Annotated in this window: 6 protein-coding genes and 4 pseudogenes; 6 read left to right on the top strand and 4 right to left on the bottom strand. The window is 71.9% G+C overall.

What is annotated here, in order from left to right; translation table 11 throughout:
- Positions 1 to 432: pseudogene (locus tag AB0947_RS40605) on the top strand (hypothetical protein); the annotation flags it as partial.
- Here AB0947_RS40605 and AB0947_RS40600 read toward each other — a convergent pair.
- Together AB0947_RS40600 and AB0947_RS40595 are read right to left on the bottom strand one after the other, a co-directional pair.
- Positions 415 to 465, bottom strand: a pseudogene (locus AB0947_RS40600) (hypothetical protein); the annotation flags it as partial. The pseudogenes AB0947_RS40605 and AB0947_RS40600 sit on opposite strands and share 18 nt — an antisense overlap.
- A 183-nt stretch (positions 466 to 648) precedes the next feature.
- The gene (locus tag AB0947_RS40595) at positions 649 to 2175 is read right to left on the bottom strand and encodes a chitinase (protein WP_366755406.1); all 1527 of its coding nucleotides are present in this window, start codon (positions 2173 to 2175) and stop codon (positions 649 to 651) included.
- Positions 2176 to 2438: 263 nt separating this feature from the next.
- Here AB0947_RS40595 and AB0947_RS40590 point away from each other — a divergent pair.
- Together AB0947_RS40590 and AB0947_RS40585 are read left to right on the top strand one after the other, a co-directional pair.
- Positions 2439 to 3000: pseudogene (locus AB0947_RS40590) on the top strand (lytic polysaccharide monooxygenase); the annotation flags it as partial.
- 603 nt (positions 3001 to 3603) lie between these two features.
- Positions 3604 to 4545 carry a type II toxin-antitoxin system PemK/MazF family toxin gene (locus AB0947_RS40585; protein WP_366755405.1) on the top strand — a complete coding sequence of 314 codons (942 nt, stop codon included), beginning with the start codon at positions 3604 to 3606 and terminating at the stop codon, positions 4543 to 4545.
- A 280-nt stretch (positions 4546 to 4825) separates the two neighbouring features.
- On the opposite strand, the gene AB0947_RS40580 is transcribed toward AB0947_RS40585, so the two are convergent.
- Complete coding sequence (locus AB0947_RS40580; RefSeq protein WP_366755404.1) at positions 4826 to 5794, bottom strand: LysR substrate-binding domain-containing protein; 969 nt, start codon at positions 5792 to 5794, stop codon at positions 4826 to 4828.
- A 99-nt stretch (positions 5795 to 5893) separates the two neighbouring features.
- Here AB0947_RS40580 and AB0947_RS40575 point away from each other — a divergent pair, with 99 nt between their 5' ends.
- Together AB0947_RS40575 and AB0947_RS40570 are read left to right on the top strand one after the other, a co-directional pair.
- A complete protein-coding gene (locus AB0947_RS40575) occupies positions 5894 to 6724 on the top strand; it encodes an oxidoreductase (RefSeq protein ID WP_366755403.1) in 831 nt (276 codons plus the stop codon).
- A gap of 280 nt (positions 6725 to 7004) precedes the next feature.
- Positions 7005 to 7189 (top strand): annotated as a pseudogene (locus AB0947_RS40570) (IS5/IS1182 family transposase); the annotation flags it as partial.
- 107 nt (positions 7190 to 7296) lie between these two features.
- On the opposite strand, the gene AB0947_RS40565 reads toward AB0947_RS40570, so the two are convergent.
- Positions 7297 to 9486 carry an MMPL family transporter gene (locus AB0947_RS40565; protein ID WP_366755402.1) on the bottom strand — a complete coding sequence of 730 codons (2190 nt, stop codon included), beginning with the start codon at positions 9484 to 9486 and terminating at the stop codon, positions 7297 to 7299.
- Positions 9487 to 9744: 258 nt separating this feature from the next.
- Between AB0947_RS40565 and AB0947_RS40560 the strand changes: the two genes are divergently transcribed.
- Entirely contained in the window at positions 9745 to 11007 is a 1263-nt protein-coding gene (locus AB0947_RS40560; RefSeq protein ID WP_366755401.1) for a sensor histidine kinase, read from the top strand.
- Position 11008 lies beyond the last annotated feature (1 nt).

Below are 11008 nucleotides of genomic sequence, written 5' to 3'. Positions count from 1 at the left end.
AGCCACCTGCCCAGCGGAGCGACACCGAAGCCGGTCTGGCTGTGGTGGTCAGGCACCGACGCCACCGCGGCGGACGCCGACCGTCTCTGGCAGGCATACCTGCGGCGCTTCGACATCGAGCACACCTTCCGCCTGTTCAAGCAGACCCTCGGCTGGACCTCCTCCCGCGTCCGCCGCGACTTCCGGCACATCCGCCCACAGACCGCCTGCCCGGCCGGAGCACCAAAACCCACCCGCCCCGGCCCCGGGCGACCAGCGGGCCGAAAGAACACCCGTCCCGCACCCCGCCACGACGTGCACACACCCAAGAAGACACAGCCAGTAGAACGACAAAAGAGAGCAACCAGCAGGTGGTGCGATCACTGTCCAGCGGGCCCGGAAGAACGCGGCGAGGACTGCCAGGACGAGTACGACGACCAGCAGCACCCGTAACCGTCCGATGTGGGCGAGGTCGGCGGCGTCGATCCGTGCTCGCTCGCCTTGCGCTGCCCATACCTTCGCGCCAAGATCGTCAACTGATCGTCGTGCCGTGACGGGAGGGCGGTCCCGTCCGTCGGCTGGTGCTGCTGACGAACCCCGTCGGTACGCCGGACAGTGCCCGGGGGCCGCCTTGAGTTCGCGGCCCTCGGGCTGTGTCAGGCGGGCGGATCAGCAGGGACCGAGGTCCTGCCAGACGCCCCACTCACCGGTGGTGCCGGGTTCCTCGCCCGTGGTCCACCACTTGGCCTTCCAGTTGTGGCCCTTGTACGAGACCTGCTGGCCGCCGGTGTACACCTTGTCCTTGGCCCAAGGCGCGGCGGTGCACTGGTTGCCGGAGCCGCCGGTGATGGTCAGGGAATAGGTGGCCGAGTGGCTGCCCGAGGTGCCCGCGCCGGTCACGGTCACGGTGTAGGTACCGGAGGCCGCAGCCGAGGTGGTGGCCAGGGTGAGGGTGGAGGTGCCGCCCGCGGTGACCGACGTCGGGCTGAGGGAGGCGGTCACGCCCGCCGGGGCCCCGCTGACGGTCAGCTTCACGCTCTGGGCGTTCCCCGTGGTCACGGCGGTCTTCACGGTGGCCGTAGCGGACTGGCCGGCCGTCACGGAGCCGGAGGACGGACTGAGCGCGACGGAGAAGTCGTTCGATGGCGTGGTGGAACCGCCACCGGTGAACGGCGCGAAGATGTGCGTGAAGTCCCACGTGTTCTGCTGGATGCCGGAGCAGTTGTCGGCGGCGGCACCACCCGCGCAGCTGCCGTTGTCCCGCTGCAGCGCCCAGAAGGACAGGGTGTTGATGCCCTTGGCGACCGCCCAGTCGTACACGGTGCGGGCGTTGTCCAGGGTGAAGGTCTCCGCCTTGCCGAAGTCGTCGACGCCCGGCATTTCCGTGACGCCGACCATGTTCCACAGCTGGGTCGAGGTCTTGCCCGGGTACAGCTGCGCGAGCAGGTCGTACAGGCCTTGGGCGGCGGTCTGGGTGTCCTTCGCCATGTCGTGGGCCTGGTTGTCGTAGTAGTCGAACGTCATCAGGTTGACGACGTCGACCCGGGTGCCGTTGGCGACCGCGTTGCGCAGCAGCGCCTCGCCGGTGTCCCCGAGGCCGTGCGTGGTGGTCGGCAGGGTGTAGGAGATCTCCACCTTGCGCCCGTTCGCCGCGGCCCAGTCCTCGACCAGCTTGATGGCCTTGTTGCGGCGGTCGATGGCGGCGGTGTTGTCGAGCGAGTCGACCTCGATGTCCATGTCGAGCCGCGAGATGTCGTAGGTCGTGATGACCTTCTCGTACGCGGCGGCGATCTGCTGTACGTCGGTGCAGCTGTCGGCGATCTCGGTGCCGGTGGTGTCGGCTGTGTACCCCCCGAACGAGGGGATGACGTCGCCGCCGTTGTTCTGGATCGTCTTGATGTCGGCACCGAACGTCGAGGCGGCGACCGGCATGCTCGTGTCGCCGTTCCAATACGGCGTGCAGGAGCCCTTCGAGGCGGTCTGCAGGAACGCCATCGTCAGGTGCTTGGCGCCCGACTGGGCGGACAGGGCGGCGGGGCTCTCGCCGGTCCACGCCTCGAAGTAGGGGGCGAAGACGTGGTTCGGCAGGGGCGTCGCGGCCTGGGCGGTGCCGGTTCCCGTGAGGGCGAGGCCCGTCGCGGCCGCCAGGGTGGCGGCCGCGGTGAGGGCTGCGCGGAAGGAGCGCACGAGTCTCATGTCAGTCCCGGTGTGTGGAAGGGGTGGCCGATGTCCCTGTGGGGACAGGGAGTTGCCGACTACTGGGATAGCGCTCGCCGGAATGCCGGGTCAATGGTCTGGACCAAAAAGGGACTAGACCAATCCGCGGCCGCCCGACGCCCCGCCCCTGACCAGGGCACCCCGCGGCGGACTGGACCACGCTCGAACTTCCGGCGCGGGGCGGCTCCCCATTGCGAGGGCCCTTGGCCTGACGGGGCGTAAGGTTTTTGGCCCACGGATGAGTGACGCTGCTCACGAGTCGTCTAAAACGGTGCGCCAAGGGCGTCGTCGCCTGTGGTCAGGTCAAGTACGACCCCTGGAGCGTCGAGGGACCGAAGGGGCTGCAGAGCTGCAGCGGCGGACACGCGGAGTACGCCGAACTCGACGACGACAGCAGGGGCTGGAAGGTCACTCCGGTCGGCACGACGGCGACGTTGACCTGGCACGACACGGCCCGGCACGCCACCACGAACTGGCAGTACTTCATCAATGGCCAGAAGGTCGCCGAGTCCGACAGCCACAACCGGCAGCCTGCCGCGGACGTCAGCCGGCAGGTGAGCTTCGGTGGCTTCACGTGCCGCCAGAAGGTGTCCGCCGTCTGGAACATCGCCGACACCGCCAACGCGTTCGACTCCTGCGTCGACGTCGACATCGGAGGCACCGACGGCGGGGGCAACGGTGGTGGCGGCGGCACCGGCGGCGGGAGTACCTGCACCGCGCCGGCCTGGGACCTGGGCCCCGGCCCGGGTCTACGACGGCGGCGACACCGTGTCCTACGGCGGCCACAACTGGCGCGCCAAATGGTGAGGTCACGGGCGACAAGCCGGGAACCACCGGCACGTGGGTGTCCGGGAGGACCCGGGCGCCTGCTAAAAGATGTCCCGCAACCGCAGGTCGTATCCGCCAGGGGACCGCTTGCGACAGTCAGCCGAAGAGGAGATCAACGCCTCTGCCCAGGCAGTACTCCCCACTCTCATGACTGAGACGGCCCTCGAGGAGGACCCCGATGGGTGGCAGAATCGGCGCGTGATCACTCGGCTCGGTCGAGTGGCACCCTCAGAGGGCCTGACGGACGGAATGAGAGTTGAGTCGTGCGTTGATCCGCGTCGCGCCAGGAGCCACCGGATTCTGAGGGCACGGCGATGCCGCGTTGCCTCAGGTGGACGTAGTGGCCCTTGAAACCGCCTGCCATGCTGTGGCCCGATCGATTCAGGGCATGGTCGCCGAAGTGGCGCTGGCCGGCGTCACGCCGAACTTCGCCCCGGGCAGCGTCCTGTGCCACTTGTTGCCTTCGCGGCGAGTCCGCCGCAGGCAGGTGTGCCCCCGTCAACTGCTCCCTTGTGTATGCGGGTTTCCCCGGCCGCAGGTCAGGGCAGTACTGTCGGCGCCAGGCGGGGGGAGGTGTCTGTGCGGGAGACCATCGGGCGGCACGGCAGCGCGGCGTACGCCGTCCTGGTTGTCGCCCTGCTCGGCGCGTGGCTTCCCCTCACCAGCCTGACCGCGATGGCCCTGTTCGTCCTTGGCTACGACAAGGGCTACCAGGACGACGGCGACTACGGGTTCTCCGATGTGCTGGACCTGGTCGGCGTCCTGCTGATCGCGCTGGTCATCGCCTACGCCCGCGCCCGCTCTCGTACTCCGCAACCCACCGAACCGGTCAGGCCCGGGGCCACGAGGCCCGCGCCGGTACGAGCGGGGAAGGGCAGCTCGGTGCGCATCCAGGCATGCCTGGTGGTGGCCGAGTGCCTGGGCGGCGCTCTCCTCACGGCGGCGACCGGCGCCGACCTCATTTCCAGCGCACTGACCGGTGCCGGCGTGTCGCTGCTGGTCACGGGATTGCTCCTCGGCACCTGGATCCGCGCCCTGCCCCGCCCCGCTGCGGCACCGCCACGCAGGGGCACCGGATGGGGTCCGGTGCGCCCGCCGCGAAGGGGCACGGGTTACGGATCCGTACGTCAGCCACGTGGGCCCGCGTCCACGCCGCGCCGAGGTCCGGAGTCGGTACCACCGGATCCCGGCATGTTCCGCGGACGTCCTCCCGCGCCGGGCCACGTCTGGTTCGCCGAGCTTCCTTTCGACGACGGCACCGGCTCGAAGGACAGGCCATGTCTGGTAGTGCGCACCTTCCGCCATCACGCCCAGGTGCTCAAGGTCACCAGTGCGGACAAGAGCGGCCGCCCCGGCTATGTCCGGATGCCCGTGGCCTCCTGGGACCCGACCGCCGTACAGGACAGCTGGCTTGAGCCGGCCCTGCTGCGCGAACTGCCCTACGAGGCGTTCCGGCGGCTCGCCGGGCCGTGCGACACCGACGTCTGGGAGCAGGTGAAACGCCGCCACGGCGTTCGCTGAGCGCAGCGCACTCGGCGGAGGCCTCCTGCGCCGCATCACCTCAGGTGGTACTCAATCATCGGGCCGCAGTCCCTGCGGCCTGCCTTCGAAGAGGGAGAAGTTGAACGTGCTTGCGCGTACGAGCGTTCTCGACCGGCTCGTACACGCCAGCGCCTCGGCCGACAGCGCAATCCCGGCGGGCGCCTGGCGTGACGACGAAGCGCTTCACCCAGCCGTTCGATGCCCCGGCATAGACCGCTCCACCATCAAGCTGACCACGCGGCAGCACCTGAGTTTCGGTTCAAGATGCCGCGTTCTGCCGTCCGGCGACTGCTTCCTCATCGTGGCGGGCCGCGCGGTTCCTCACGCCCCTCGGGGCACTCTCCCGGCACGCTTGCGCATACGCCCGTACCAGTGGCCGGTGCCGGTCCTGTCTCCGCCAGGCCAGCGCGTAACAACTGGGTCGCAGGCCGCGGACGGGGCGGGTGGTGACTCCGCCCAGGGTGATCAGGGGCGCGTTGCCCTCGGCCACCAAGCAGATGCCGAGGCCCGCGACCAGGGCCTCGTACGTCTCCTCGGCGCCGGATATCTCCGCGCCGATCCGCGGTGGGCGGCCGGCGCGGGCGTCCAGGGCGAGCCAGTGGTCCCGCAGCCGGCCCGCGCTCTTGGGGAGGGCAAGGAACGGCTCGTCCCGAAGGGCGGCGAAATCGACCTCGGTGTGGGCGGCGAGCGGATGCGACTCGGGCAGGGCCACCAACCGGGGTTCCTCGGCGACCACCGTCCAGCCGTAGCGTTCCTCGTCGGGCAGCGGCAGCCAGACGAAGGCGACGTCAGCCGTCCAGTCCGCCAGGCCGGCCGTCGGATCGTCCCAGCTCATCTGGCGCAGCCGGACCGTGACCTGGGGATGCTCGGCGGTGAACCGGGAACGGACGGCCGGCAGCAGCCCGCCCCGCCCCGGGCTCGTGCTCATGCCCACCACGAGCGTACTGCGCTGGGCCGCCTCGGCCGCCTCCACGGCCGCCGCCCCCGCGTCCCAGGCGGCCAGCACCTGGCGGGCATGCGGCAACAGCGCCTCACCGGCAGCCGTGAGCGCGACGCGGTGCTGGTCGCGCCGGAACAGGTCCACTCCCAGCTGCCGCTCCAGCGCCCGGATCTGCTTGCTCAGCGCGGGCTGTGAGACGTACAGCCGCTCCGCGGCGCGCGTGAAGTGCAGCTCCTCGGCGACCGCGACGAAGTAGCGCAGGTCCCGGGCGTGGACGTCCTTCACCATGTCCGATGGTTATCACCAAGGGTCTTGGACTGGCAACGGCATGTCGCAGCAGTCTTGTTCGTGTCCGACACGGAGACGACGACGGTGCGGGGAGTGCTGATGAACAAAGTGTGGCTGGTGACCGGGGCGAGCAGCGGGTTCGGGCGGGCGATCACCGAGGCGGCCGTGGCCGACGGCGATGTGGTGGTCGGCGCGGCCCGGCGTCCACAGGCCCTGGAGGACCTGGTGGCCGCCCACCCCGACCAGGTGGAGGCGCTGCGTCTCGACGTCACCGAACCGGCCTCGATCGAGGAGGCCGTGCGGGATGTCGTTACCCGGCACGGGCGGATCGACGTGCTGGTCAACAACGCGGGGCGCACCCACGTCGGCGCTGTCGAGGAGACGACCGACGACGAGCTGCGCGGCCTGTTCGACCTGCACTTCTTCGGTCCGGCCGCCCTGGTGCGGGCGGTGCTGCCACACATGCGGGGGCGACGCTGCGGTGCGATCGTGCAGATGAGCAGCATGGGCGGGCAGATGTCCTTCGCGGGCTTCGGCGCCTACAGCGCGACCAAGTTCGCCCTGGAGGGCCTGTCCGAGGCGCTCGCGGACGAGGTGCGGGAGTACGGCATCAAGGTGCTGGTCGTCGAGCCCGGGGCCTTCCGGACCTCGTTGTTCGAGGGCGAACGGGCCGGGGCCAGCTCCGACACCGGGGCGTACGTCAAGGTCGCCGAGACCCGCGGCCTGGTCGCCGGCGGGCACGGCACCCAGCCCGGTGATCCCGCGAAGGCGGCTGCCCTCATCCTGGCCGCGCTGGGGGCCGAGCGTACCCCCCTGCGGCTGCCGCTCGGCGAGGACGGGGTAAGCGCGGTCCTGGCCCACCTCGACCAGGTCCGCGAGGACGTCACCGCGTGGGAGGAACGGACCCGGCTGACCGGTTTTGATGCTTGAACTGGCCCTGTTCAGAGGTCGGTGACCTGCCTGGTCGGCCGTCCGGGGAGATCGCGGGCGGCTTCGTGTCGGGCTCAGGCGGCGAAGTGGCGCGCCCTGGGTTTGGAAGCCGTCGAGCCGTGCACCACCAGCTCCGGCATGAACACGAACTCACTGTGCGGCGCGGGGGTCCCCAGTACCGACGGTCACCACAAGGGCGACGGCGGCGAGTGCCCGACCGTGCCCGGCCGTCCCGGGGAGCCCGTGCGGGCTCCCCGGGACGGCCGTCACCGCCTGGACCGGGTCGGACAGGCGAGCAGTACAGGCCTGCGGCCTGCAGCGATCGCGCTACCGCGGGCTGCGGAAGACGAGCTTCCAGCACCAGCTCACCGGTGCCGCGGTCAACCTCGTCCGCATCGGCGCCTGGCTCAACGGCAGACCCGCGCCCGAACCCGCACGAGCCTCTTGGCAGCACTTCGCCCCGCCGCATGGCGACGGGGCGAAACCACCAGATTCGAATGGGCCAACAGCGTCTCGGGGTGGGGCCGGGCGTCCGGGGGCAGGTGGACGGCCGGTCAAGGAGTGAGGCGTGGTCAGGGGATGAGGATGCGAGCCGGGGGCGGGGTGGAGGCGGTGGGGGGCTGGTGACTGGTGGGGCGGAAGGGCCACCAGAGGGTGCGACCCAGGAGGGTGGCCAGGGCCGGGACCACGGCGAGCGAGAGGACGACGGCGGAGAGGAGGATGCCGAGCGTCAGCGCGAAGGCGATCTGTGCGCTGCCGGGGGTGGTGGCGAGGGTGGCGAAGGAGCCGGCCAGGACCAGGCCGGCGGTGGCGACGGCGGGCGTGGTGTGGCGGACGGCGCGGGCCACGGCGGCGCGGGCCGTGCCGGGGTGGTGCATCTCCTCGCGGATCCGGTCGGTGATGAGGATGTTGTAGTCGGTGCCCAGCGCGACGACGAACAGGAACAGCACCAGCGGAAGGGTGAAGCTGACGCCGGGCTCGTCCAGCACGTGCTGGAACAGCAGGGTGGAGGCGCCGAGGGTGGCGGCGAAGCCGAGCCCGACGGACAGCATCAGGACCGCCGGGGCGAGCAGGCTGCGCAGGAGCAGCAGCAGGATCAGGGCGATCAGGGCGGCGGCGACCGGGAAGACGATCGTCAGGTCGCGGTCCACGGCTACGGAGATGTCGGCGAAGATGGCCGCCGTGCCGCCGACATGGGCGCTCGTCCCGGCGGGCGTGTGGGCGGCGACGGCGGCGCGGACGGGGCCGGAGGCCAGGTCGCGGGCCCGTGCGCTCTGCGGGTCGGCGGTGAGGAAGAGGTCGATCCGGGCGGCGTGGTGGTTCTTGTTCAGGACGGTGCCGCCGACCTGGCCGACGCCCTCGGTCTTGGCGAGGGCGCGGGAGAGGCCGTCGAGCCGGGCGGGGTCGAGGGTGCCGCCGTCCGCGGCGGTGACGTAGACGGTGGTCGGGTCGGACACGCCGGCCGGCAGGGCGCGTGCGATCTCCTTGGCGGTGGCCGCGGCCGCCGTCCCGGAGTCGCCGCCCTGGCCGTAGTCCATCCGTATCCCGGTCATGCCGGCGGCGAGGGCGCCGAGCAGCGCGACGGAGCAGAGCAGCAGGACCGTCGGACGACGGGCGACGAAGGCGCCGTAGCGGGCGGCCGCGCCCGCCCGCGGCTCCCGGTCCAGGCTGCGGGAGGGCCAGAACACCTTGCGGCCGCAGGCGGCGAGCAGGGCCGGCATCAGGGTGAGGCTGCCCAGCAGCATGATCAGGACGGCGACGGCGATCGCCGGGCCGAGCGAGCGGAACTGCCCGAAGCTCGCCACGCCCAGGGTGGCGAAGGCGGCCACGATGGTCAGCGCGGCCGAGGTGATCGCGGTGCCGACCCGTCCGGACACCTCGGCGGCCGCCTCGCGGGCGGGCTGGCCGGGCCGGGCGCGCAGGTGCTCGCGGAACCGGAAGAGCAGGAACAGCAGGTAGTCGACGCCGATGCCGAGCAGCACCACGGAGATCAGGCCCGGGGTGGAGACGTCCAGTCGCAGGCCGGTGAGCGTCGCGGCGCCGGCCACGGCTCCGGCGGCCACGGCGCCGATCAGGGTGACGGCGAGCAGCGGCAGCACGGCCGCGAGCACGCTGCGGAACACCAGCACGTTGAGCAGGACGATCAGCACGGTGACCAGGCTGCTGCCGATCAGCGCGGCGACCCGGTTGTCGTCCGCGCTGTCGGCGGCCTCGGCCAGTCCGCCGGTGAACCCGGTGCGCATCCCGGCGGCGTTGAACTTCGCGCGGGCGGAGTCCCGGAAGGTCCGGTAGACCTCTTGGACGCCCTCGTCCACGGCGCTGCCGGTCAGTTCGACGGAGAGCAGCTCGAAGCTCCGGTCGGGCGCCGTCGTCGCCGGGGCGATCCGGGGGGTCTGCGAGCGGTCGGGCTTGAGGAACGCCGGCTCGTCCTGCTCCCTCGGCATGGTGACCCGGCGCTTGCCGAGTTCCGCCGCCTCGGCCTCGATCCGCCGCTGGTCGCCGTCGGTGAGCGCCTTGCCGTCGCTCCGGGCGACCAGCACCGTGACCGTGGTGGCGTCGGGCTTCACCCCGAACTCCTCCTCGGCGATCCGCAGGGCGGCGGCCGAGTCGTAGCTCTTCGGCAGGAAGTCACCGGTCTGGGACTGGGTGACCCGGCCGAGCAGCATCGGGCTCAGCGCGCCCAGCGCCAGTCCCAGCACCGCCCAGAGGGCGATGACCTTCCAGGCGTGTCTGGTGGAGAATCCGGTCAGTGCGCGGATCACGGTGCCCTCCGGCTGATGGACGCGAACGTCGGCCTTGTCGCCGGGGGTTCCCGGCAGGCTTACAGACCATCAGGCGAAGGGGGTGCCGAGCGTCCGGACAGCGGACGATCCGGACCGGGGCCCCCGGTCCCCCCGGCGGGCCGGAACCGGGACCGTGCTCCTGGTCCGCCCGCCCGCCCTCGGCCGGAGGGACCATCCGGCGCCGGGCGGGCCGGTGCCAGAATGAGGCGTCAACGCTGGTCGACCGGGAGGACGAGGATGGACGGGCGTCAACACCCCGGCGCGGCCGTGGACGAGGTTCCGCAGAACCGCACGGATGGCCTGCCGTGGACCCAGGCGGACGCGCTGATGGCCGTCGGAACCGGCTCGCTGGACCTGCTCGCCCACCTGCTCGTCGGCGAGGTGGAGGGCACCCCCGGCGTCGGCGTGCCGGGCTTCGTCCTGCTCGTGCTGTCGGGCGTGCCGCTGCTCGCCCGGCGCCGCCACCCGGTGCAGGCGCTCGCCGCCGTCCTGGTGCTCCAGTCCGCGATCGACCTGTCGACCCCGATGGGCACCCACTTCGGCGCCGTCCTGATGGTGGCGGTGTACTCGGTCGCCCGGAACCGCGCCTGGCCGGTCACCGCAGGCGCCGCCGCGGCTACGGCGCTGGTGACGATGCTGAGCCAGAGTGCCTTCCCGGTGCCTTCCGCGGAGGCGGGCATCGCGGCCGTCGCCTCCACCGCGCTCGTGGCCGGCAGCGGCCTCACGGCCGCCCGCTGGCAGCGCCAGGTGGACGCCAACCGCAGGCTGCTGGCCGACCGCGCGGTGGCCGAGGAGCGCCGCCGCATCGCCCGGGAGTTGCACGACATCGTGGCCCACCACATCACCACCATGCAGCTGATGGCCGGTGGCGCCCGCGCCAACCTCGCCCATCCGGAGGTGGTGCGGGAAGCCCTGGTCACCCTGGAGTCCTCCGGGCGGCTGGCCCTGCGCGAGATGCGCCAGCTGCTGGACGTCCTGCGGGCTGGTGACGAACCGGACGCCGCCCCGGCCTCGCCCCAGCCCGGGGCCGACGACCTCGGCCGGTTGGTGGACGAGTCCCGCCGGGCCGGGCTGCCGACCGTGTTCAGCGTGCGCGGGCCGCGTCGGCCGCTGCCGCCGACCGTCGGCCTGACGGTGTTCCGGATCGTCCAGGAGGGCCTGACCAACGCGCGCAAGTACGCGGGGCCGGCCAGTGCGTCCGTCGTGCTGGCCTACCGCGCGGACGGGATCACCGTCGAGGTGCGCGACGACGGCCGGGGCGTGCCGTCCCAGGACGCGAGGCACGAACCGGTGCGGAGCGGGTACGGCCTGATCGGCATGCGCGAGCGGGTCGCCCTGCACGGTGGCACCCTGGAGGCGGGACCGCGGCCGGAGGGCGGCTTCGCCGTGGTGGCCGACCTGCCGCTGGCGGCGGAGGAGACGGCCGAGGCAGCCGTCCAGAGCGGGGAGCCCACCGAGCGCGTCGGCGGCGGGCTGCACGGGGAGGCGATGTACCGGTGAC

Origin of the sequence: Streptomyces sp. NPDC047841 (assembly GCF_040704085.1) — a bacterium.
In the GTDB taxonomy this organism is placed as follows: domain Bacteria; phylum Actinomycetota; class Actinomycetes; order Streptomycetales; family Streptomycetaceae; genus Streptomyces; species Streptomyces argyrophylli.
Note: the sequence above shows the minus strand (reverse complement) of the source record. Positions and strands in the feature narration are given on the sequence as shown.